This is a genomic window from Azospirillum brasilense, from assembly GCF_022023855.1.
GTDB classification, from domain to species: Bacteria; Pseudomonadota; Alphaproteobacteria; order Azospirillales; family Azospirillaceae; genus Azospirillum; species Azospirillum brasilense_F.
The window spans coordinates 1-21870 of record NZ_CP059455.1 but is presented as its reverse complement, the minus strand read 5'-3'; the positions used below and the strand labels follow the sequence as shown (position 1 = coordinate 21870).

General features: G+C 65.1%; 17 protein-coding genes and 4 pseudogenes. 9 read left to right on the top strand and 12 right to left on the bottom strand.

The features are described from left to right. Window positions 1–30 precede the first annotated feature (30 nt). A pseudogene (gene tnpC, locus H1Q64_RS33430) lies at window positions 31–1389 on the top strand (IS66 family transposase); the annotation flags it as partial. On the opposite strand, the gene H1Q64_RS33425 reads toward tnpC, so the two are convergent. Next, window positions 1367–1750, bottom strand: coding sequence for a hypothetical protein (locus H1Q64_RS33425; RefSeq protein ID WP_237908327.1), 384 nt, complete (start codon window positions 1748–1750; stop codon window positions 1367–1369). The pseudogene tnpC and the gene H1Q64_RS33425 sit on opposite strands and share 23 nt — an antisense overlap. On the opposite strand from H1Q64_RS33425, the gene H1Q64_RS33945 reads away from it, so the two are divergent. The 3 genes and pseudogenes from H1Q64_RS33945 to H1Q64_RS33415 all read left to right on the top strand — a co-directional run. Then, a complete protein-coding gene (locus tag H1Q64_RS33945; protein WP_269145450.1) occupies window positions 1749–1880 on the top strand; it encodes a hypothetical protein in 132 nt (43 codons plus the stop codon). The two genes, H1Q64_RS33425 and H1Q64_RS33945, sit on opposite strands and share 2 nt — an antisense overlap. After that, window positions 1867–3939, top strand: a complete 2073-nt coding sequence (locus tag H1Q64_RS33420; RefSeq protein WP_237908326.1) for a recombinase family protein — start codon at window positions 1867–1869, stop codon at window positions 3937–3939. The genes H1Q64_RS33945 and H1Q64_RS33420 overlap by 14 nt, the downstream gene beginning before the upstream one ends. A 25-nt stretch (window positions 3940–3964) precedes the next feature. Continuing rightward, window positions 3965–4180: pseudogene (locus H1Q64_RS33415) on the top strand (transposase domain-containing protein); the annotation flags it as partial. Window positions 4181–4205: 25 nt separating this feature from the next. On the opposite strand, the pseudogene H1Q64_RS33410 reads toward H1Q64_RS33415, so the two are convergent. Beyond that, window positions 4206–4846, bottom strand: a pseudogene (locus H1Q64_RS33410) (IS3 family transposase); the annotation flags it as partial. Between the two features lie 349 nt (window positions 4847–5195). Between H1Q64_RS33410 and H1Q64_RS33405 the strand changes: the two are divergent. After that, on the top strand, window positions 5196–6275 hold the full coding sequence (locus H1Q64_RS33405) for a hemerythrin domain-containing protein (RefSeq protein WP_237908325.1): 1080 nt from the start codon (window positions 5196–5198) through the stop codon (window positions 6273–6275). A gap of 467 nt (window positions 6276–6742) precedes the next feature. On the opposite strand, the gene H1Q64_RS33400 is transcribed toward H1Q64_RS33405, so the two are convergent. From H1Q64_RS33400 to H1Q64_RS33390, 3 genes are all read right to left on the bottom strand, one after another. Next, window positions 6743–7453, bottom strand: coding sequence for an IS6 family transposase (locus H1Q64_RS33400; protein WP_237908324.1), 711 nt, complete (start codon window positions 7451–7453; stop codon window positions 6743–6745). A gap of 227 nt (window positions 7454–7680) precedes the next feature. Next, window positions 7681–7836 (bottom strand): hypothetical protein, encoded by a 156-nt coding sequence (locus tag H1Q64_RS33395; RefSeq protein ID WP_199230072.1) that lies wholly within the window; start codon window positions 7834–7836, stop codon window positions 7681–7683. 162 nt (window positions 7837–7998) lie between these two features. Next, window positions 7999–8166 (bottom strand): hypothetical protein, encoded by a 168-nt coding sequence (locus H1Q64_RS33390; RefSeq protein WP_158282575.1) that lies wholly within the window; start codon window positions 8164–8166, stop codon window positions 7999–8001. Between the two features lie 687 nt (window positions 8167–8853). On the opposite strand from H1Q64_RS33390, the gene H1Q64_RS33385 reads away from it, so the two are divergent. Both H1Q64_RS33385 and H1Q64_RS33380 read left to right on the top strand, forming a co-directional pair. After that, complete coding sequence (locus H1Q64_RS33385; protein ID WP_237908323.1) at window positions 8854–12048, top strand: PAS domain-containing protein; 3195 nt, start codon at window positions 8854–8856, stop codon at window positions 12046–12048. Window positions 12049–12215: 167 nt separating this feature from the next. Continuing rightward, a pseudogene (locus H1Q64_RS33380) lies at window positions 12216–12456 on the top strand (HD-GYP domain-containing protein); the annotation flags it as partial. Window positions 12457–12501: 45 nt separating this feature from the next. Here H1Q64_RS33380 and H1Q64_RS33375 read toward each other — a convergent pair. Then, complete coding sequence (locus H1Q64_RS33375) at window positions 12502–13764, bottom strand: GAF domain-containing sensor histidine kinase (RefSeq protein WP_174436173.1); 1263 nt, start codon at window positions 13762–13764, stop codon at window positions 12502–12504. Window positions 13765–14004: 240 nt separating this feature from the next. On the opposite strand from H1Q64_RS33375, the gene hmpA reads away from it, so the two are divergent. Both hmpA and H1Q64_RS33365 read left to right on the top strand, forming a co-directional pair. Next, window positions 14005–15231 (top strand): NO-inducible flavohemoprotein, encoded by a 1227-nt coding sequence (gene hmpA, locus H1Q64_RS33370; RefSeq protein WP_174436172.1) that lies wholly within the window; start codon window positions 14005–14007, stop codon window positions 15229–15231. Between the two features lie 136 nt (window positions 15232–15367). Further along, window positions 15368–15622 (top strand): hypothetical protein, encoded by a 255-nt coding sequence (locus tag H1Q64_RS33365; RefSeq protein WP_035683801.1) that lies wholly within the window; start codon window positions 15368–15370, stop codon window positions 15620–15622. 156 nt (window positions 15623–15778) lie between these two features. Here H1Q64_RS33365 and H1Q64_RS33360 read toward each other — a convergent pair whose 3' ends face one another. The 6 genes from H1Q64_RS33360 to H1Q64_RS33335 form a co-directional block, all read right to left on the bottom strand. After that, window positions 15779–16057: a DUF6522 family protein gene (locus H1Q64_RS33360; RefSeq protein ID WP_174436171.1), complete on the bottom strand. Its 279-nt coding sequence runs from the start codon at window positions 16055–16057 to the stop codon at window positions 15779–15781. Window positions 16058–16195: 138 nt separating this feature from the next. Beyond that, window positions 16196–16870 carry a DUF4142 domain-containing protein gene (locus H1Q64_RS33355; protein WP_059399807.1) on the bottom strand — a complete coding sequence of 225 codons (675 nt, stop codon included), beginning with the start codon at window positions 16868–16870 and terminating at the stop codon, window positions 16196–16198. 23 nt (window positions 16871–16893) lie between these two features. Next, window positions 16894–18807 (bottom strand): nitric oxide reductase activation protein NorD, encoded by a 1914-nt coding sequence (locus H1Q64_RS33350; protein ID WP_174436170.1) that lies wholly within the window; start codon window positions 18805–18807, stop codon window positions 16894–16896. A gap of 4 nt (window positions 18808–18811) precedes the next feature. After that, on the bottom strand, window positions 18812–19627 hold the full coding sequence (locus H1Q64_RS33345; protein ID WP_174436169.1) for a CbbQ/NirQ/NorQ/GpvN family protein: 816 nt from the start codon (window positions 19625–19627) through the stop codon (window positions 18812–18814). Then, window positions 19627–20976: a cbb3-type cytochrome c oxidase subunit I gene (locus H1Q64_RS33340; RefSeq protein ID WP_174436168.1), complete on the bottom strand. Its 1350-nt coding sequence runs from the start codon at window positions 20974–20976 to the stop codon at window positions 19627–19629. Before H1Q64_RS33340 ends, H1Q64_RS33345 begins: the two co-directional genes overlap by 1 nt. Before the next feature lie 14 nt (window positions 20977–20990). Continuing rightward, entirely contained in the window at window positions 20991–21443 is a 453-nt protein-coding gene (locus tag H1Q64_RS33335) for a c-type cytochrome (protein WP_174436167.1), read from the bottom strand. Window positions 21444–21870 lie beyond the last annotated feature (427 nt).

Genomic DNA, 21870 nt, shown 5'->3' with positions numbered 1-21870 from the left:
CTGGATCGGTGATCTGAGGTATCATCGGCCATGCGCTTCGACCTCGACAACCTGCCCGCCGATCCAGCCCTGCTCCAGCAGCTGGTGCGCGATTTGGCCGAGGTCGTGGAGCGCCAGAAAGCCAATCTGGCGGAGTTGGAGTCCCTGCGCCAGCAACTCCGGCAGATGCAGCGCACTGTTTTCGGGCGGCGCTCCGAACGGCTCGATCCCGACCAACTCGACCTTGGGCTGGACGACCTGGAGGCGGACATCGCCCGGGTCGAGGCCAAACTCGCCGCCGACCGCCCGGACACCGCGCCGGAACCGGCGAACGAGCGGGAGGGGCGCGGCCGCGACTGGCCCGATCACCTGCCGCATCACGACATCATCGTGGAACCGCAAGGGTTGGACGCCGGGGCCGGTGTCTGCCCCTGCTGCGGAGGCGCCCTGCACGCGGCCGGCGAGACCATCGCCCGGATGGTGGACTATGTGCCGGCCCAGGTCCGGGTGCTGCGCATCCGCCGGCCCAAATACGCCTGCCGCGGCTGCGGCACGCTGCACCAGGCGCCGGTCCCGGAAAAGCCGGCCGCCAAGGGCATGGCCACGCCGGCGATGCTGGCGCACATCATCACCAGCCGCTACTGCGATCATCTGCCCTTCTACCGCCAAGCACAGATCCTGGCCCGCAACGGCTTTCCTGTGGATCGCTCGGTTCTCGCGGGGTGGGCGGGACAGGCGTGCTGGTGGCTGGAGACCGTGCAGGAGGAACTCGCGAAGGCGGTGTTCGCCTCGACCAAGCTGTTCGCCGACGACACGCCGATGCCGACGCTGGCGCCGGGAACCGGCCGGGTGAAGACCGGCCGGTTCTGGGCTTATGCCCGCGACGACCGGCCCTGGCAGGGAACAGACCCGCCGGCCGTGGTCTACGCCTACACCAGCGATCGCAAGGGCGAGCGCCCGGCCGGCCATCTCCGGGATTTCCACGGGGTGCTGCAGGTGGACGGCTATGCCGGGTTCGAGCGGCTGGCCGCCGGCAACCGGGTGGTGCTGGCGGCGTGCTGGAGCCATGCCCGCCGCCGCTTTTACGATCTGGCCGAGAACGGCTCGCCGATCGCGGCGGAGGCGCTGCGCCGCATCGCCCGGCTCTACGCGATCGAGGAGCGCATCCGCGGCCGCACGGCCAACGAGCGACGGCAGCTCCGGCAAGCCGAGGCCGCGGCGCAGGTGGCGGAGCTGAAGGCATGGCTGGAGCGGGAACTCCCACGCCTGCCGGGCCGCTCCAAGCTGGCCGAGGCGATCCGCTATGCGCTCGGCCGCTGGAAGGCGCTGTGCGTCTACCTGGACGACGGCCGGGTCGAGATGGACACCAACACGGTCGAACGCTGCATCAGGCCCGTGGCCATCGCCCGTCCATTGTGCCCATGCCGGGCAGGATGTTGACGTCCATTACCGCTGGCATCCGCTGTATGGCCGTCGCGTACGGGTGATGTGGAGCGAGGCGCGCGCCATTGGCCATCTGGTTTTCGTCGAGGCGGCGCCCGGCATCATCACGGTGTTGCCGGAATGGATGCTGGACCCTGTCATCTGCGCCGGCATGGTACTCGGTACGCCGCGGGTCGCGGTGGAAGCGATCATCAACCTTCAGCGTCAGCTGAGCGACAGCGGATTCAGGCGAAGCTCTCCAGGCGATGCGATCATCGTCCCGGAGGAGCGACATGAAGACGCCGTCAGCATCAACACGACGGGCCAGGACCCGGCGCCAGCTCAGCATGACCTTCGACACCGCAAGGCTGCGGGCGATCAGCCCGGCCGACCGCGCCGCGGCGGTGGTGCAATTGGCCCTTCTCCTGATGGAAGCCGCAGGTGCCGGAACCGGGGAGCGTGACGATGGCGAACACTGATCTCCTGCCGCCGTCGGTGCTCAAGCGCAAGGCCGTGGTCTACGTCCGCCAGTCCTCCCCGGCGCAGGTCCAGACCAACCTGGAGAGCAAACGCCGGCAGTACGAACTCGTTGATGCGGCCAAGCGCCGAGGCTTCCGCCGGGTCGAGGTGATCGACGACGATCTCGGGCGCTCCGCCAGCGGCACCATGGCGCGGCCCGGGTTCGAGCGGCTGGTGGCGTCGCTCTGTGCAGGCGAGATCGGCGCCGTGCTGTGCCTCGACGCCTCCCGGCTCGCCCGCAACGGCCGGGACTGGCACCACCTGCTCGAACTCTGCGGGCTCGTCGAGGCCAGGGTCATCGACCTCGACGGCATCTACGATCCGGGGCGGCCGAACGATCGGCTGCTGCTGGGCATGAAGGGCAGCATGAGCGAGTTCGAGTTGGGAGTGCTGCGGACCCGGATGCTTGATGCCGCCCGCAGCAAGGCGCGGCGAGGCGAACTGCGCATCAGCGTGCCGATCGGCTACATCTGGCACCGAGAGGTCGGTCTGGGATTCGATCCGGACCTGCGGGTTCAGGAGGTGATCCGCCTCGTCTTCACCCGCTTCCGGGAGCTGGGCAGCGCGCGCCAGGTCCTGCTGTCGCTGGCAGCAGAAGGAGTCTGCTTCCCGCGGCCGTCTGACGGCAAGAGACTGATCAGCTTCGACTGGACGCCGATCCGCTACCGCAATGTCATCAGTGTGCTCAAGAACCCCTTCTATGCCGGCGCCTACGTTTACGGAAAGAGCCAGCACCGCACCGAAATCGTCGAAGGGCGGGCGCGGAAGAGCTATGGCCACGGCAAGCCGCTTGAAGAGTGGGAGGTTCTGCTGAAGGATCACCACGAGGCTTACGTGGACTGGGACGAGTTCGAGCGCAACCAGACGCTGCTCGCCGCCAACGCCTACGGCCGGGTCGGCGGCGCGAAGTCGGGGCGCGGCGGGCGCGCCTTGCTGGTCGGCGTCCTGAGCTGTGCGCGGTGCGGGCGACGGCTGGCGGTGTCCTACCGTGGCCGCAGCCCGAGCCAAGCCGGCTATCGCTGCGACCGCCCGAACCAGATGCTCGGGCTGCCACGATGCCTTGGGTTCGGAAGTTCCCGGGTGGACGAGGCGGTCGCCGGCGAACTTCTGCGAGCCGTCGAGCCGATGGCGATCGAGGCCGCGCTGGAAGCTGAGCGGAGGCATATGGAGCACCAGACCGAACGACGGCGGATGGCGGAGTTGGATCTTCAGAAGGCGCGCTACGAGGCGACGCTGGCGGAACGGCGCTATGTCGCCTGCGATCCCGACAATCGGCTGATCGCCGCGCAGTTGGAAAAGAACTGGGAGGCGGCGCTTCAGCGTGTCGAGGCGTGCGAAGCGCGGGTCGCGTCCGTGTCGGCTCCCGTTCCGGCTCCCGCGGCGCCGGACTTCGCCGGGCTGGCGGACGACCTGCAGGCCGCCTGGAACGCGCCGGGGGTGACCACCAGGGCGCGTCAACGGCTGCTGCGGACATTGATCGTCAACATCATCGCCGACGTCGACGAGGCGGCGCGCGAGGTCATCCTCACCATCCATTGGCGCGGGGGCCAGCACTCGCAGCTGCGTCTCACCAAGCCGCAAACCGGGGAGCACGGTTGCCGGACGCCGGAGGAAGCGATGGCGGTGATCCGCAGCATGGCGACGCGCTGGTCGGATGCGGACATCGCTGCGCAGCTGAACCGGATGGGCATGCGCACCGGGCAGGGGAAATCCTGGACCGGGCACCGTGTCAGCTCGTTGCGCCGGGTCCATGGCATCCGCGCCTACCGGTCGGCCGAGAAGGATGGCGAATGGCTGACCCAGTACGAGGCCGCCGCGGCGCTCGGCATCTCGCGCCACCGACTTCGGCGCCTTATGGATGCCGGGCTGATCGTCGCCGAGCAGGTGGTGCCCGGCGCTCCCTACCAGATCCGCGCCTCCGACCTTCGGGAGCAACGGGTTCTTGCCACCATCGGGCGGAAGGGAGAACCGTGCCGCCTCGCTTCCGAGGATCAACTTTCAATGTTTCCAGACACTTGAAGAAGAGGGGCACAATGAACACACCATCGCCTTGAGTCGTAAAAACAGCCTGTTCGCCGGTTCCGAAGGCGGCGGCCACCGCTGGGCGGTGATCGCCTCGCTGGTAGAAACCTGCAAGCTCAACGGTGTCGAGCCGTTCGCCTACCTGCGCGACATCTTGGAGCGCATGGTGAACGGCTATCCCGCCAGCCGTGTCGCCGACCTGCTCCCGTGGAACTGGAAGCCGGCCGTCAACGCCTGATCCGGTGCGATCACGCTCCGCTTACGTCGATGGTCAGGTCGCGCAGCAGGTATGGCCAGATCTTGTGCTCGGGATGCGGCACGCTCGTCTTCGGGCGCTGGTAGACCGCCTGCAAGCCCATCCGTGTCATCAGGCGGCGAACCCGCTTGCGATTGACCTCGTGGCCGTGCCGACGGAGATGCCGGGTCATCTGCCGGTTGCCGTACCAGGGCGTTTCCAGGAACTGCTCGTCGATCAGCCGCATCAGCTCCAGGTTCGCGGCCGGCTCGCCTTTGGCCGGCCCGTAGTAGCTGGATCGGCTGATGGAAACCAGCTTGCACTGCCGGGTGATCGACAACCGCGGATGCTCCGGCTCGATCAACTCCCGCCTCCGGCCGACGCTCATCGACCGGAGGCCTTGCGCAAAAAATCGCGTTCCACGACCAACTGGCCGATCATCGCGTGCAGCTTTTCCACCTCGCCCTGATGGCTGGCTTCGGCGACTTCCGCCTTGGCGGAGAACACCCCGGCCATCCCCTCGATGGCCTGCTTCTTCCAGGCGTTGATCAGCGTCTGGTGCACCCCGTGCTTCGCGACAAGCTGCGACACCGTCAGCTCGCCCCGGATCGCCTCCAGCGCCACCTTCGCCTTGAACTCCGCCGAATACCGTTTCCGTTTCCCCGTCATCGGGTCCGTCCTTCCTGATGGGCGAACCAAGCTTATCCGACTGTCCGGGAAACGGGGACCAGCTCACTACCTAAACGTTCGAGAAGGTCATGGGCAGAGCCATTCAGCTATCCCTTTTCTGATCCTGCATTGGCTGATAGCCGGCGGGAGCCCGCAGTCGGTGGGGACAGAATGGTGGAGTCCCTGATGGAGGGCACGACGACGGGTCTTTCCCACTCCTCGCCCTCGATCGAAGGGAGGCACGCCCTCCGTTGGAGGTGGGAACTCTTGAAGGGCTCCCGAGTTGGGCTTTTGTTGCGATGCAACATTGCTCTGCAAGTGTGACGCACCGACAGGTTGGGAGGATGCGATGACCATCACGCAATTGCTTCAAAACAGTCCCGCCAAGGCAAACGAGCTGTTCGCCAAACTGTCCGACACCTCCAGCGGCGCGGTGAAAACCCGCGAGAAGCTGCTGGCCGAGTTGAAGGAAGAGTTGGAAGTTCAAGCACGTCTGGAAGAGCAACATCTCTTCCCAGTCCTAAAGAAACACAGAGAAACCAAGGACTTGGTGGCGGACGCAATCAACGACAACAAGCAGGTTCGCGCGCTGCTGACCGACCTGGAGCGTACGCCCAAGGACGATGATGGCTTCGCTCAAAAGGTTACGGCGCTGAAGAAGGTCTTTCAGCAGCACGTACGCGACGAGCGCAAAGAGCTGTTGCCGGCCGTGCGCAAAGCGCTGAGTGAGGAAGAAGCGCAGGCAGTCACCGAGAAGCTGGAGGCTGGCCGGGCCAGGATCGAAGAAGCCAAGCGCGACGAAGCCGAAGAACGTCGTGCCGCCGCACGCCGCGAACGCGAGGAGGCGGAGCGCGTGGAGGCTGAAGCGGAGGCCGAAAGGCAACGCATCCGTGAAGCGAGTGCCGCGCTGACGCGCCCAGCGGAAGCGATGACGGAGGGCAGCGTGCAGGCGCTGAAGACCGGTGGGACGTTGACGCAGGCCGGAGCTGAGGTCGCTACGGAAGCCTCGCGCCAAGCGGCGGGCCTCATCGGCCAGGCGGCACAACAGACGGCCTCGACCATGACTCGCACGGCCAGAAGCTACGCCGATACGGCGCTACCGTCTCGCGCCGCCATCCAGACTATGGCCGCCCTGCCGATGGCGACCGCCGACGCCACCCGCGAGGTGGTTGATGCCTGGATGGATTGGATGAACAAGTCTGTTGAAACGAGCAAACGTGCGTCTCAAGCTTTTGCGCATAGCGCCACCCCGATGCAACTCGTAGAGGTGCAGAGCCGATATGTGCAGGACAACATGCAGGCCATGATGGAAGTGGGCGAGCGAATGAGCCAGATCGCCATGCGAGCCATGCAAGGCATGACGTGCAGCGCTCATGACGCTGGTGAGAGAGCACAGGAAAAGGGTAACGGTCTGCGCTCACGGCGATAGGCGCGCAGACTGTCACGGCGGCTTTCCAACGGGGGCGAGCCGCCGTGTAAGGCAAAGCTGTTTGGCGAGACGGTTCACGGTATCCCAAATTTGAAGCGGGGCTTAGCGTCCCGCTATTCCCCCATCCACCACGGGCCGGAACTGGATCACCTTCGCCATCACCCCCGGCCCGCCGTGCGGCACGAAAAACCGGGTGGCGCCGGTGATCATCTCCTGGATCACCCCAACCTTCGTACGCCTCCGGTAAGCACCGCCTTGGCAAAGTAGGGGCCGGCGTCTGAGGTTTGCGTGGCGCGTCATCGCGCGGACGCAAACGAGTTGCAAACGTCATGGCTTATCAGCGGGTCGAGGTTCTGACAGGAACGGAGCGGCGGCGGAATTACACGCCATCGGAGAAGGTGCGGAGGCACCATCAACTTATCGAACACCGGGCAGAGCGAGGACGGCGGGCGGCAACCGTCTGCGGATTACGCCGCCAGTGGTGCGCCGACGACTTCGGCCCAGACCTGGAACGCCTGGGCGCGGGCCTTCCGATAGTCAGTGACGGGACTGTGGTCGCGGCGGAGATGAAACAGGTTGGCGATCGGGTCGTGAATGGCGAGGAAACGCTGGCCCTGGGCGGGGTCTTTGAAGCGCTTTCTTTGCCGTTCGCGCCGACGAGTGGGTTGGTGGGAATTCTCGACCCGGTTGTTCAGTCCCTTGTGCTGGCCGTGCTCCACCCCCGGCATGATCGCCCGCTTGGCGGCGTAGGCCTTCAGCTTGTCGGTGATCAGCACCCGCGGCGCCCGGCCCTGCTTCTTCAGCAGCTTGCGCAGCAAACGCTTGGCCGCCTTGGTATCGCGCCGGCTCTGGACCAGCACGTCGAGCACGAAGCCGTCCTGATCGACGGCCCGCCACAGGTGATGTTTGCGGCCGCCGATGGTCAGGACCACCTCGTCGAGGTGCCACTTGTCGCCCCGGCGCGGCGCCCGTCGGCGCAACCGGGTGGCGATCTCGGGGCCGAACTTCCGAGCCCACTGGCGCACCGTCTCGTAGCTCACGGTGATGCCGCGCGCCGCCAGCAGCTCCTCGACCATCCGCAGGCTGAGCGGAAAGCGGAAGTACAGCCAGACCGCCATCGCAATGATCTCGGCGGGATAGCGGTAGCCGGCGTAGCGGGGATCGGGGCGCGTCGTCATGCCGTCCCATACCCCGCACGGCCCGCCCCGGCAACTGGGGGTCAACAAGTTGACGGTGCCCGCAAATCCCATTGAGCCGTTTGTCCAGGGTGGTGCGAAGATCTCCGCTGGCATCGCCGCTTTAACCACCTCCCACAACTGGTCACAACGACGATCGGCAGTGTTTGCGTTCTGACGAGGGCAACCACCATTCCCCCTGTCGTTGTCATCTCGAAAACGGATACAATTTACTGAGTAAAGAAGAGCCACGCGACCGTGCCGACTGAAGCCAGCGCGGCGAGCGCTGCGCCGCTTCGCGTCATAACACCCTGGCGATACAACAGTACAACCATGCCGACCAGCAGCGGCGAGACGATCAGCAGTCCGATTTGGGCTTCATTCATTGGCACTGTCGCTTCCGTCGAATCGGTTGGTGGTTCGGGCGCGATATGGATGCTGCGAGCGTGGAGAACGGGCAGCCTTGATCGTCGTCAAAAGCAGCTGGACTTCATCGGATTCGGTCGCACATCGGATGGTGGGCACGCGGGACCGCGGTATCGGCGCCGTCAGGTGATCGCGCCGAACAGGGCCTCGATGAAGGGCGACGGGGCCGGTATGGTGTTGATGGGAGCAGCGGCGACCTGCCCGTAACGGACTATGGCGACGATCTGTTCGCCGGCGATGGTCTGCCGAGCGGTGTGATAGCTCTTGAGTCCGAGTCCTGGCCGGACCACCGCTTGGTGCCTATGGTCTGATCATGCGACGCTCTTTCGCGGGAACCACCCGATGCGCCGGAGTTGAATAGGCGCCTTCACAGGCAGCTGCTCATCACGAGCGGTTCGCGGCGGGGCGATGGTCAGCGTTGCAGCTCAAGAGGTAGCAATCATGAGGTCACTCATCTGAAAACGCGAATCACGCTGAATCGTTCGCCACCATCCTGGTTATCTTGCGCAAAATTTGTTCAATATTACTTCTACGAGGCTCGGCACGATGGTCGATTTTCCGCCAAGCATAGCGCTCGATGGGTGCCGGACCGCTTACTTATGCCTCCGTCAGGCTCAGTATGCATGCTCCGACGAGGCTGCCCAAAAAGAAGGCATTCTGTGTTTTTCCTCTATGGCGAAGAATTACGCCGAGATGGTGCTGCGCCATGGAAATATAATCCAGCGCTGGGAAGCAAAACAATTGCTCAAAAAAGTTCTGCGAGCCTGCAGGAGTGAAAATTGATTTTCACAGGAAGGGGTTTTTCCGGATGGAGTGCGGGAAAGCAGTAGAGACGGTTTATGATAGGACTGACAGCTCTGCCTCAAGGCATACGCCGATGCCTATCCTTTAGGCGGCCGCATTTTTATCTAATCACATACCGGTGTATTTTTGTATAATGCTCCAGGGAAGAAAAGGGCGGCCCTTGGAGACAGGAATTGCTGAAGTCCTTACAGAAGCGAGCGCCTCGTAAAAAAGCCAACCGCCTGCTGTCATTCCTCCTGCTCATCGCTGCTCCGTTGCTGGCGTTCGAGCTCTTTCCGATCATGCAGCTTCATACGGCCCGTGAGGCCGAGCTTCGACAGGATGCCAGCCACTTTCTCGACCTTGTGGACGCGGAACAAAGACGGATCATACAGGACATCCATCACATCCTGTTCGCTCTTACCGAAGCGGGGGTGGGGAGTATGGACGCCACGGCCTGCCAGGAGGTCATGTCCCGGATCAGGGCCAAGTATCCGAGCTACATGGCAATGGAAATTTCCGACGCGAACGGTGCCGTATGGTGCTCGACGGACTCCATGACGGTGGGGCGGGTGATTGCAGGTCGGCTCCTCCAGGATGCGGCGAGCACCGATGGCATCGTCACAGGCCAGTCCATGCGATCGCCGATCACGGGACAACCCGCCATTCCCTTCGCCCGTGCCCATCGCCGGGAGGATGGAGATTATCATGGAGTGATTGCGGCACTTCTCGACACCGCTTGGCTGCGGGAGTCCCTCACACAGGACTCTTTGCCGGACAACACCTGTCTCCTTGTCGCCGACCGTGACGGAACGGTTCTCGCAACCATCCCTGACGCACCGGAACTGGCCGGCCGCTTGTTGCCGGAACCGTTCGGTGCTTTGTTGCGCGAGGCGACCAAAGGTGTGGTTGAATTGGCGGGGATGGACGGTCGGCCACGGGTGTTTGCCTATTCACCGGCAACGTCGGGTGCCCGGGGTCTGTATCTGCACGTCGGGCTCGACAAAGCGACGGCGATGCGTCCCATCCACACCGCAACCTTCTGGACCGTGGCCATCTTTCTTGGGCTGCTCCTGACCACGGGCCTCGGCGCCCTGTGGGGTATACGCCGTTTTCTGAGAGTGCGCGAAGAGGCCCAGCACTCCGCCCGCAAAGTCAGCGTGTTGCTGGCCAACACCGTGGATGGCATCATCGAGTTCGATCGGGACTGGCGATTCCTCGGACTCAACGACATGGCCAGGACCCTGGTCGCTCAAGGCCGCGACCTGCTCGGCATGCGGCTGTGGGACGCTTTTCCCGAACTCGCCGAAGGCCAACTGGCGGATGAGTTGCGCAGGGCCATGACCGAACGGGTTCCGGTGGACGTCGAATTCCGCGGTCCGCAGACCGGCCGCTGGTTCTGGCTCCGAGCGTTTCCCACCCCGAGGGGCCTGACCGTCCATCTGTTGGACATTTCCCGACGGACGATGGCCGAAGAGGAACTTCGGGCAAGCAACGAACGCCTCAGCTTGGCCCTGCAGTCGGCTCAGGCCGGCAGTTTCGACTGGGATTTGCGCACTGGGCGCGGGCACTGGTCGGAGGGCAGTTATCGCCTGTTCGGCTTGGACCCGGAGAGCGATGCTCCCTGCTTGGAGTCCTGGCTCCGTACAGTGAAACCGGACGATGTCGAAACCATCACGGCCGCGGCTCAGGCGCAGCTCTTCGGTGAGCGGAAGCCCTATCTCGTACTGGAATACCGCATCATGCTCCCGGATGGGGCGGTCCGATGGGTGTTATCCACCGGACGTGTCCACTACGACACGGACGGCACGCCGTTGCGCATGAGCGGCCTGAACATCGACATCACCGAGCGCAAGTCCGTGGAGGCGGCCTTGCAGCGGAGCGAACGTAATCTCGCCATTGCCTTGAACGCCGCAAACGCCGGTCTGTGGGATCTTGATCTCCGCACTGGCGTCGTGACCTGGTCGGACGGCATGTACCGTCTGTTGGGTGTCGATCCGACGACGTTCCACCCCAGTGAACCCGCGTTCTACGACCTGGTTGTTGCGGACGATCACCCGGTGTTGCGGCAGGCCGTGCAGGACGTGCTCGAAGGCCGGCGGCCGGTTTACCAGGCGGAGTTTCGCATTTCGCATCCGGGAAAGGGGGTCTGCTGGTTACTGGGAGTGGGGCGGGCGGAACATGATGGCAGCGGTCGTCCAGTCCGCCTGAGCGGCATGAACATGGACGTCTCCGAGCGTCGGGCAATGGAGCAGGCTCTACGGGATGCCAAGACCCTGGCCGATGAAGCCAACCAGTCCAAGTCCAGATTTCTGGCCGCCGCCAGCCACGATTTGCGGCAACCGCTCCAGTCGGCTTTGCTGTTCGCTGGCGTTTTGCAGTCTCATGCCCTCGAGGACCGGGGCCGCCGCTCGTTGATGGCCCTGGAGCGTGCCTTGGACACGTTGAAGGCCCTGCTCGACAGCCTGCTCGACGTTTCTCGCTTGGATGTCGGAACGATTGTGCCTCAGGTCCGTGACATGCCGCTTGCGTCGCTGCTGGATGAGATGCGAGCCGCTTATTCACCGATCGCGGCGAGCAAGGGTCTGGAACTCCATGTCACCGACCCCGGACCAACTCTGGCGGTGCGAAGCGATCCGGTGCTGCTCGGTCGCATATTGCGCAATCTGGTCGAGAATGCTTTGCGCTACACCCCTGAAGGCTATGTGCGGGTCGTCTGCGACATCGCTCCCGACCGCGTGAGCATCCAGGTTCACGACAGTGGAATCGGCATATCCGCCGAGCAGATGGGTCGGGTGTTCGAAGAGTTCCATCAGGTCAACAACCCGGAACGCGACCGGAGCCAAGGGTTGGGTCTGGGGCTTGCCATCGTGCAGCGGCTCTCCCAACTGCTTGATCACCCGGTGACCGTACGCTCCGAACCGGGGCGTGGATCGACCTTTGCGGTCGATGTCCCCCTTGCGAGCGCCGCGGGGACAAGTCCGCCCCGGCCCAAGCCGGTTGTAACGGCCGACGGGCAACGGCGTTTGGCTGTTCTGATCGATGACGACGTGATCGTGCTCTCCGGGTTGCGGACATTGTTCATGGAGTGGGGCTACGAGGTCGTCATCGCCGGGTCCGCGGCGCAGGCTCTCGAAGGTCTGCGAGACATGCCGCGTGCGCCGGACCTTGTCGTCGCGGATTATCGACTGCGAGGAGGCGAAGTCGGAACGGACGCCGTCGCCTCCATCCGCGCACAGGCTGGCCATCCGATACCCGGCATCATTCTGACCGGGGATACGGGGTCTGACAGCGAACGCCACGCCACGGCCCTCGGTGTGGCATTCCTCCGCAAACCCGTCGCCTCCAATCAACTCCTTGCCGCTGTGCAGGAGCTTCTCGGCAGTTGATCCAACCTTGTCGCTGAGTTGGTTCGATCCGCATCGGGTTTGGAAAAGGCCGTCCTGCTCGTATCACGCCGTTGTGGAAACGCCTTCGCTTTGTGCACGGCAAGGGCATGCCCATTGATCATGCCGCCAAGCGCGTTCTGGGAGCATCCCAACGGCCTTTCCGCGTGGCCATTCCACTGGAAGCGCGCATTGTCGCGGTCGCCGACGTGTTCGACGCGCTCACGTCGGAACGTCCCTACAAGGGAGCGTGGACGAACGAGGCCGCGGCGGCTTTCCTCTGGAAGCAGGCGGCCCGGAAGTTTCAATCCGGACTGCGTCGCGGCTCTCCTTGCAGACATGAGCGCCATCGCGGCCATCCAGCAGCATTTCTGCGATACCCCTTCGAGCGGGTTAGTGGCTGGCCGCTGACGCTGGTCACGGTGCCCCCTCGGGCAAGGGCTCTCGCTCGCCCGCCTATGGACGTGCGACAGAACCAGCCACTGGCAGGGCGACGCTGATCGTTGTTCCCGCCCCTGGGCGGGATTCCACCGTGATCGGATAGCCGAGGTGATCCGCCAGCGTCTTCACGATGGACAGGCCAAGGCCCAGGCCAACGACCTCATCTCCGGCTTCGATGCGGTAGAACTCTTCGAAAATGTCGGCCAGGGAACTCTCCGGGATGCCTCGGCCGGTATCGGAGACGTCGACCCATACCTTGCCGCCGGCAGTGCGGCAAACAATTCGGATTTCCCCGCGGTCGGTGTACTTGATGGCGTTGTCGATAAGGTTGTGGAGAATGCGCGACGCAAGCAGCCGGTCCGTGCGCACCGTCACCCCTCTGCCACTCCCTTCCATGCGCCAGTCGAGCCCCTTGGCTGCGGCGGCCAGTTGGAACGTCGCTGTGGCGTGCGTCATCAGATCGTCCAACGGGACGTCTTCGATCCGGACGGCGATCGTGCCGTCGTCCATCCCCACCAGATCCTGCACGCCATCCATCAGTCGCTTCACCACGCCCAGGCAGTGCTTCATCGTCGACACGTAGATTTCCCCGCGGTCTGTGACCCGGGACGACAGGGCGTGGGTGGCGAGGGTCAGGGCATGGACCGGTTGGCGCAGGTCATGGTTCAACGTCGCAAGGAGCCGGGTGCGCGCCGTGTTGGCCCGCGCCAGTTCCTTGGCCTGCGTCCGTGCGGCTTCGGCCGCCTCCTGCAACGATTCAAGCAGGCGGACGTTGGACAGCGCCAGGGCCGCCGATCGGGCGATCGCCAACAGGAGGGTGACGGTGCCCGTGTCGGGCGTGTGCCGCGCTGCCCAATAGGCACCAATGGCGGCGATGGGCTCTGGCGCGCCGACCGGCACCATCACGAGGCTGCGCACGAAGGTGGGGCGATAGGCTTCGTGTGGAATGCGCGGATCGGCGTAGATGTCCGGAATGACCGCCGGTTGCCCGGTCAGCATGGCCCAGCCCGAGATGCACGTGCCCATGGGAAACCGCTGCCCCTTCCACAGCGGGCTGATCGCGTTCTCCTCAACGTAATGGCACAGGTCGCCATCGCGCAGCACGATGGTGACGCCGTCGGCGCCGGTCAGGCGGCGCGCGGCCGCCCGGAGGATGGAGACCACGGCCGGCAGGTCATGGGCAAAGAACAGGCGTTCGTTGAGATCGACGAGCGCCGTCAGATGGTCGGCATCGCGCAGGGCGGACGGTTGCAGGGCATCGGTATCGGCAGCGGGCATCAGCCACGGTTCCCAGGCGGTTCGTTACGCCAACAGTCCTTGGCGTGAAGAAGCGGACGAGCGCTTCGTACCCCGAAATATAGCGCATGGAAGCCGCTTCCGCAGCAGGAACTCCAGCGCCGTTGACGACCTATGCCTGGGCAATCGTAACCTTTTGAGGTCGGTCCGGTTCCGGGGAATTTGCCGGAACCGGTTGAATTGGCGGATGGTTGAATCGCCATTGCAGCACGGAGACAATTCATGGCGGAGGCTCTCAGCAACCGAACCATCGACATCGTCAAGGCCACGGTTCCCGTCCTGGAGAAAGGCGGCACCGCGGTCACCGACCGCATGTATCAGCGATTGTTCCGCACCCCGGAAATCCGCGACCTGTTCAATCAATCTCATCATGGCGAGACCGGGTCGCAGTCCAAGGCGCTGACGGCGGCAATCATCGCCTATGGCCGCAACATCGACAACCTGGGTGTGCTGGCCTCGCGGGTGGAGCGGATCACGCAGAAGCATGTCGGGCTGAACATCCTGCCCGAACATTACCCCTATGTCGCCGATGCCCTGCTCGGCGCAATCAAGGACGTGCTGGGCGACGCCGCGACCGACGAGGTCCTCGACGCCTGGGGCGAGGCCTATTGGTTTCTGGCGGACGTGCTCAAAGCGCGGGAGGCCAGCGTCTACGCCGGGCTCGCCACGGCGCCGGGCGGATGGAACGGCTGGCGCGACTTCACGGTGGAGAGCGTGACGCCGGAGAGCGACATCATCCGCTCCTTCATCCTGGTTCCGGCGGACGGGCGCGGTGTGATCCGCCACCGCCCCGGTCAGTATCTGACCTTTGCGCTGGATATGCCGGGAGCCGGTGTGCTGAAGCGCAACTATTCCATCTCCTCCGCTCCGGATTCCCGGTCCTACCGCATCAGCGTCAAGCGGGAGGAGGGCTCGGGCAGGCCGGCGGGGCTGGCCTCCAACTGGCTGCACGATCACGTCAAGCCGGGCACGGTGCTGAAGGTGGCGCCTCCGGCCGGCGAATTCTTCCTCGACGAGGCTTCCGCCGGGCCGGTCGTTCTGCTGAGCGGCGGCGTCGGGCTGACCCCGATGATGAGCATGCTGGAGAGCATTGTCGGTTCCGGCGATGGCCGGCCGACCTGGTACATCCACGGCGCCGAGAACGGCCGCGTTCATGCGATGCGCGATCATTCCCGGGCACTGGCCGCTCAGGCTCGCAACATCACGCTGCGCACCTATTACAACGCCCCTGACCCGGCCGACGTTCAGGGGCGCGACTACGATGAGCGAGGTTTCATCAGCATGGATTGGATCGTGGCCAACACCCCGACGCAGGAGGCGGCCTACTATCTGTGTGGCCCTCGACCGTTCCTGCGCGCTATGGTCGGCGGCCTCGCCGGCCGGGGTGTGCCATTGGGCAGCATCCATTACGAGTTCTTTGGCCCAGCGGACGAACTGCTTGCCGTATGAGGTTTCAGGGCGTGCGCCGATTCAGTTCAGGGGGACCGCCAAGGGCGCGGCGCATGCTGCCTTCCAATTGCCACCATGCGCCTTTGCTCTGCAGGGAGTCACTGTAATGCCTCGAAATCCACGGCGCTCCGCTTTCTTGCAGAAGCATAATCTGGTGTCATTCCTATTGACCCATCTGGCGATTGGGGTCGTGGCCGGCGTTGTCGTTTGCCTCGGCCTTCTCGCGCTGGATGTCGCCAGTCTCCGTACACTGCTCCTTGGCTCCGACTACTGGCTGATCGGTTTCATCCTGCTCTTCGGCTCGGTTTGCGGAACGTTTGGCGGTGTGGCGATGGCTGTCGCCGTGATGAATCTGGGCGACTGGTCCGATCACCCGGATCGGGATTACTGACCCAACCCTGGCATCGTCAGGGGACGACCGCCGTGAAGCCGCGACGATCGGGTTGCCGTGTGGGGTTGAACAGAGGTCCTTGATCGACGGACCCGTCGTCCGGGCTCACGCCGCTCACATGGCCGCGCTCTTCGCGCCCTCCCATCCACCTCGACCTCATGCAACATGAAGTGCATGGCCCTGCGCGTCCAGAACCAGCACCGATTGCCGTGCCCGGTAGCGGAAGGTCACCCGCCTCCGACCATGGTCCACACCCGTTCCCTGTTCATGAACCTGATGGACCATGCCCTTCTTCAGTTCTTCCATGAAGGCGCCCGGTTCGAGGCCGAGGAGCGACCCCACGATCGCGGCGTCAAACACGAGATCCCCAGCTCCGTCCACCTCGGCAACCTGGGTTCCGAGCAGCGCTGCCGGCTGTGGTTGCGTTTCCGTCATGTCCGCCTCGCTTGTCCTTGGAATGATGACCGGAGGGGATCATGACATGAGGCGTTGTCGCCGTCTTTGCCCAGGGGCAAACGCACGAAAACTGCCCGGTCACCGGCGGCGCACCGTTCGCCATGGCGGCCGCCGGCCTCAACGGGCCTTGGTCGGATCGCCATACTGGACCGGCTGGCCCGTGGCCGGAGCGCTGATCCCGAAGCGGCCGGCCATCTGCCGCAGGGCGTCGCGGTCCTTCTGGATGGACACCAGACTGGTGATCGCGAAGGTGGCAAGCTCGCGGTCCGGCGTGTTCGACGCCTCGGTCTGGTAGAGGTCGACGATGCGGTCATGAATGCGAAGCTGCGCCTCAATGTAGCCCTTGGCGAAGGCATCGCCCGACGCCCCGGACAGCGCCTTGACGGCGTCCGGCGTCATGCCCTCCTGGGCGTTCGCCGGGTTGGTCACCGCCCCAGCGGCACCGAAGGCGTCAGCGCGCTCCGGCTTCAACTGGTCAGCCGGCGGCAGGGGGCGGGCCGAAGAAAGCCGCTTCAGGGACTCGCCCAAAGTGGTGTGGGTCTCCGCAATTCCTTTGGCCAGAGTCTTGAACGCCTCGTCCGGCCCCTTCTCCGCCGCAAGACGCCCGAGCTCCGCCTGCCTCTGGCTGGCCGCGGCCGCCTCCTTGAGGAAATGCGCATCCTCGACGGGCAGGGACTGCCCCGGTTGCGGCGGCAGGCGGGGCGTAGTGTCCGGCCGGATGTTGACCTGCGCCCAGGGAGAGCCGGACACCAGGACGGCTCCGAGGATGGCGGCAAGGATGATCCTGAGCATGATGCCTCCTGTTTCTTGAGCGTTCAGCCGGTCAGCTGGCGGTAGATGGCGGGCAGCGCCGCGGGCAGGCGGGCGGCGTGCGGGAAGATGGCGTAGGCGCCGGGGCCGAAGATGTAGGGCAGGTAATCGCGCCCCTTCTCGTCCACCGTGACGCCGAACAGCCGCAATCCGGCACGGCGCGCCTCCTGCACCGCCACGCGCGTGTCCTCGATGGCGTAGCGGCCCTCGTAATGGTCCGTGTCGTTCGGTTTGCCGTCCGTCAGCACCAGCAGAAGCCGGTGTGTGTGCGGGCGGTCCTTGAGAAGGGCCGTCGCGTGGCGCAGCGCCGCTCCCATACGTGTGTAGCTGCCCGGCTTGAGCGCCTGGATGCGGCGCACGACGCGGGCGTCCAACCGCTCCTCGAAGTCCTTTACGGTGCGCATGTCCACCCGGTGGCGCCGGTGCGAGGTGAAGGTGAGGATGGCGTGCTCGTCGCCGCAGGCGGTCAGCCCGTGCGTCAACGCCAGCAGAGCCTCCTTCTCGACGTCGAGCACGCGCCGATCCTCGATGCAGCTGTCGGTGGACAGCGAGACGTCGACCAGCACGCACACTGACAGGTCGCGGGCGACGTTGCGCACCGCCGTGTAGACCCGATCCGATCCGATGCCGCCTGCGCACCGGTCGGCGACCGAGCGGACCAGAGCCGACAGGTCGAGGTCATCACCGTCGGGCTGCCCGGTCATCATTTGGCGGCGCGGCCGCATCGCCTCGAACTGGCGGCGGACCAGGCGGATGCGGCGCAGCGCGTTGTCGTCGGGCCGCCACTCCTCCCCCTCCAGCGCGGCCGGCTCGGCGATCACGCGGCAATGGTCGGGATGATAGAGACGGCGTTTCCAGTCCCACTCGTGATAGGTGATTTCCGCCCGCAATGGCGCGACGTCGGCGTCCTCGGAGGCCAGATCGAGGTCGAGCTTGAGCTTGGTCGACGCCTTGCGCTCGTGCTGACCCACCGAGATCTCGTCCAAGTCCTCCGCGGCCTTGCGCGCGCTTTCCTCGTCGTCGTCCTCAACCTTGCGATTGAGATTGACCATCTCCGCCAGCCCGAGAATCTTCTCGAAGCGGTTCAGCATCAGCGGGTCGTCGCGCCGGGTCTGGTCGTTGTCGCGGCGCTTGGCCCTGCGGCGCTTGCCGTCGCCTTCGGCCCCGGCGCCGCCCTCCTCATCCGTCTCGGGGGAAGCGGCGCCCTCCGGTGGTGCGGACACCTCGCCCCACAGCGGCACCGGCAGGAAGGGCCGATAGCCGGAGGCGGCGCGGAAGCGGTCGAGCGGGACCGTCGCGTCGGTGACCGCGGCCAGCAGGTCCGGATCGGCTGGGCCGCCGCTGCCGATGAGCGTTCCAACGAGTGCCTCGACGGCGGCCTCCTGTCCGGGCAGCCGCCGTTTGGGCCGGGCCGCGCGCATGGCTTGGCAGAGCCGGACGTGCAGCGGGCGCAGACCCGGCCATTCATCGAGCGCCCGTTGCGTGGCCCGACGGGCCGAACGCAGGCGGACGAGGTCGGCCTGCAGCGGGTCGTCGGGCATCGCCGGAGGCGGTTCGGCCTGGACGAAAAAAATGGCGAGCCATTCGTAGAGCGCCGCGTTGTCCTCGCGGGAGGGGAAGACATCGACGCGGTCGGGAAGCTGGAGGGTGACGCCGTCGTAGCGGGCGCGCTCCAGCTTTTCCGTCCCGAGACCAAGACGCTGCTTCAAACCGAGGCGATGCCCGGAGGTTTCGGCGGAGGTCCCGGCGATGCGAACGGCACCGGGGCCGCCGAGCGCCCGAAACAGCACGCCGAGGCGCGCCCGCATCGCGTCCAGGCGAACCGCGGCGTCGGGATGACGCGGGTAGGACGCGGCGTCACCGACCAGACGGTGCCACAGGGCTCCGACGAACTCCTCGGGTTCCCAGATGGAGGCCATGCGATCATCCCAGCGTGAGTTCGGCGACCCGAAGCAGCGCCTTCTTGACCTCCGGGTCGTCGGTGAGCGGCTCGATCATCGACGCCAGGATCGCCTCGTCGCGAGGCATGCCGTCGCGGATCAAGGAGGCGCAATACACCAACAGCCGGGTCGACACTCCTTCCTCAAGATCCTGCCCCTTGAGAGCGCGCAGGGCATTGCCAAGCCGCACCAGCGGAGCGACCCGGTCTGCGGGCAGCCCGCTTTCCTGGACGACGATCCCGGTTTCGGCATCGGGCTTCGGGAAGCCGAACTCGATGGCGACGAAGCGCTGGCGCGTGCTGGGCTTCAACGATTTCAGGATGTTCTGGTAGCCGGGGTTGTAGGAGACGACCAGCATGAACGCCGCCGGGGCCTCCAGCAATTCGCCGGTGCGCTCCAGGGGCAGCAGGCGGCGGTCGTCAGTCAGCGGGTGCAGCACCACGGTGACGTCCTTGCGCGCCTCGACCACCTCGTCGAGGTAGCAGATCGCGCCTTCGCGCACCGAGCGGGTCAACGGGCCGTCGGTCCAGACCGTGTCGCCGCCTTTGAGCAGGTAGCGGCCGGTCAGGTCGGCGGCGGTCAGGTCGTCGTGGCAGGACACCGTGTGGAGCGGACGCCCCAGCCTTGCGGCCATGTGCGCGACGAAGCGGGTCTTCCCGCAGCCGGTAGGCCCCTTGAGCAACAGCGGCAGACGGTTGCGGTGGGCATGCTCGAACAACGCCACCTCGTTGCCGGTGGGAGCGTAGAAGGGGACGGCGCCGCCCGCCGTCCCATGCTGGGAGGACGTCTCCTCCGCCATCACTCGGCCGGCGCGACGGAGGGCTGGGTGCGCGCGGGCACCCGCCCGCGCGCCGGTCCGAACACCGCATAGACGAACATGAGCACCGAGATGACCACGAAGATGCCGGAACCCAGGCGCATCCAGTAGAACAAGGCCAGCTGCTCCTGGACCTCCATGTAGGTCATGCCCAGCACGCGCTGCAGATGGACCTGCACGACGCCCGCGAAGGTCAGCGTGAAGGTCATGAAGGCCATGGCCGAGGTCATGATCCAGAAGCTCCACATGTTGAGCACCTGGTTGTAAGGCGCGCGGCCGCGCAGGCTCGGCAGGGCGTAGCTGATGATCGCGAGGTTCAGCATCACGTAGGCTCCGAAGAAGGCAAGGTGCCCGTGCGCCGCGGTGACCTGGGTGCCGTGGCTGTAGTAGTTGACCCAGGACAGCGTGTGCATGAAGCCCCACACGCCAGCACCGAAGAAGGCCATCACCGGGGTGCCGAGCGTCCACAGGAAAGCGGCCTTGTTCGGGTGGTCGCGCCGCCCCTTCCAGGCCATGGTGAAGGCGAACACGACCATGGCGAAGAAGGGCGCGACCTCCAGCGTGGAGAACAGCGAGCCGATCCACTGCCAATAACCCGGAGCACCAATCCAGTAGTAATGGTGGCCGGTGCCCAGCAGGCCGGAGAAGAGGGCGAGGCCGACGATGGCGTAGAGCCACTTCTCCACGACCTCGCGGTCGACGCCGGTCATCTTGATGACCAGGAAGGCGAGGACAGAGGCCATCACCAGTTCCCACACGCCCTCGACCCACAGATGGACGACGTACCACCAGTACAGCTTGTCCAGCGCGAGGTTGGTCGGGTTGTAGAAGGCGAACAGGAAGAAGACCGCGATTCCCCACAGCCCGAGCAGGAGGACGTTGGTGATCGCCGTCCTGCGGCCTTTGATCACGGTCAGCGAGACGTTGTAGAGGAAGATCAACGCCGCGACGACGATGCCGATCTTCACCCACAGCGGCTGTTCGAGGAACTCGCGCCCCTCGTGGATGCCCAGCGTGTAGCCGACCACCGCGCCCAGCGCGCCGACCATCAGGATGGCCAATTGGGCGTAGGCGAGCATCGGGCTCTCGATGTCGCGCTCCGCCTCCTCCGGGATCAGGTAATAGGCCGAGCCGAAAAAGCCGAGCAGGAGCCACACGATCAGCGCGTTGGTGTGGATCATGCGCAGGATGTTGAAGGGCAGGATCTCGGACAGGAAGTTCGGCAGGACGTAGACGGTCCCGGCGAGCGAGCCGACCAGCACCTGGACGACGAACAGGGCCATCGCGCAGGCGAAGTACCAATAGGCGATGCGTTGGGTCGCGTATTTCATGCCATGCCTCCCCTTCAGCCCGCTTGGTTCGGTGGCCAGCCTTGCGTGTCGATGCGGCTGGTCCATTCGAGGAAGTCGACGAGGTCGTTGAGTTCCGCGTCGGTCAGGTTGAACTGCGGCATCTGGCGGCGCCCCTCGACCCCGCTGGGCTGCGACTGCATCCAGGCGATCAGCGCCGTGCGCGCGCCTTCGGCGTCCTCCCGCCCGCCGTAGCGGACCCAGACGTTGCCGAGCTCCGGGGCGAAGTAGGCACCCTCACCAAGCAGCGAGTGGCAGTTGATGCAGGCGTTCCTCTCCCACACGTGCTTGCCGCGTGCGACGCTGTCGGACAGCGTGGCCTCGTCCGTGCTGGTCATTCGAATGTAGTAGTGGCTGTGAATCGTCAGGGCGACGAAGGTGACGAAGAAGAAGAGCGACCCGCCGTAGAAGATGTTGCGCGCCGCTGATTTCGTGAACCGCTCGGCCATCACCTCCCCCTGCTATCGTTACACGGTTAGGTTACGCGTCCAACACCAGTGGAAGCGCAAACAGGACCGTTGGGCCAGTGCGGAAAAGGATAGGATGGAACGACCGAGTGTCCTCGAACGCGGTTCTCGAAGCCGAAGGGTGCTGCATGGCGCGGCAATCCTGTGCGGCGGCATTGTTCACGCCGTGAGCCGCGGCGGGATGTCGCAAGGGCGCCGGACCGATTCCATGCTCCCAGCGGGACGGACGATGAGCTGCTCAGTGACCTCATCAGCATCCGCCTTGTGATTTGTGGTTTTTCTCAGTCCTTTGCAGGCGATACACCCCTTCAACCCCCTCGCTCCAGAAAGCAACTTCTCGCAATTGCGAAAAAATCAGAATAAAAACGGAAGTGATCGGAGTGTTGCCCTTACCTAAAATTCTTGGCGA

Excerpts from the sequence above, each read along its gene's own strand:
- H1Q64_RS33395 (WP_199230072.1), bottom strand. The coding sequence starts at position 7,836 with ATGAATGAAGCCCAAATCGGACTGCTGATCGTCTCGCCGCTGCTGGTC.
- H1Q64_RS33345 (WP_174436169.1), bottom strand. The coding sequence starts at position 19,627 with ATGGCGGAGGAGACGTCCTCCCAGCATGGGACGGCGGGCGGCGCCGTC.
- H1Q64_RS33425 (WP_237908327.1), bottom strand. The coding sequence starts at position 1,750 with ATGCTGAGCTGGCGCCGGGTCCTGGCCCGTCGTGTTGATGCTGACGGC.
- H1Q64_RS33400 (WP_237908324.1), bottom strand. The coding sequence starts at position 7,453 with ATGACGACGCGCCCCGATCCCCGCTACGCCGGCTACCGCTATCCCGCC.
- H1Q64_RS33420 (WP_237908326.1), top strand. The coding sequence starts at position 1,867 with ATGGCGAACACTGATCTCCTGCCGCCGTCGGTGCTCAAGCGCAAGGCC.
- H1Q64_RS33360 (WP_174436171.1), bottom strand. The coding sequence starts at position 16,057 with ATGACGGAAACGCAACCACAGCCGGCAGCGCTGCTCGGAACCCAGGTT.
- H1Q64_RS33355 (WP_059399807.1), bottom strand. The coding sequence starts at position 16,870 with ATGCTCAGGATCATCCTTGCCGCCATCCTCGGAGCCGTCCTGGTGTCC.
- H1Q64_RS33350 (WP_174436170.1), bottom strand. The coding sequence starts at position 18,807 with ATGGCCTCCATCTGGGAACCCGAGGAGTTCGTCGGAGCCCTGTGGCAC.
- H1Q64_RS33340 (WP_174436168.1), bottom strand. The coding sequence starts at position 20,976 with ATGAAATACGCGACCCAACGCATCGCCTATTGGTACTTCGCCTGCGCG.
- H1Q64_RS33945 (WP_269145450.1), top strand. The coding sequence starts at position 1,749 with ATGACCTTCGACACCGCAAGGCTGCGGGCGATCAGCCCGGCCGACCGC.
- H1Q64_RS33405 (WP_237908325.1), top strand. The coding sequence starts at position 5,196 with ATGACCATCACGCAATTGCTTCAAAACAGTCCCGCCAAGGCAAACGAG.
- H1Q64_RS33335 (WP_174436167.1), bottom strand. The coding sequence starts at position 21,443 with ATGGCCGAGCGGTTCACGAAATCAGCGGCGCGCAACATCTTCTACGGC.
- hmpA (WP_174436172.1), top strand. The coding sequence starts at position 14,005 with ATGGCGGAGGCTCTCAGCAACCGAACCATCGACATCGTCAAGGCCACG.
- H1Q64_RS33375 (WP_174436173.1), bottom strand. The coding sequence starts at position 13,764 with ATGCCCGCTGCCGATACCGATGCCCTGCAACCGTCCGCCCTGCGCGAT.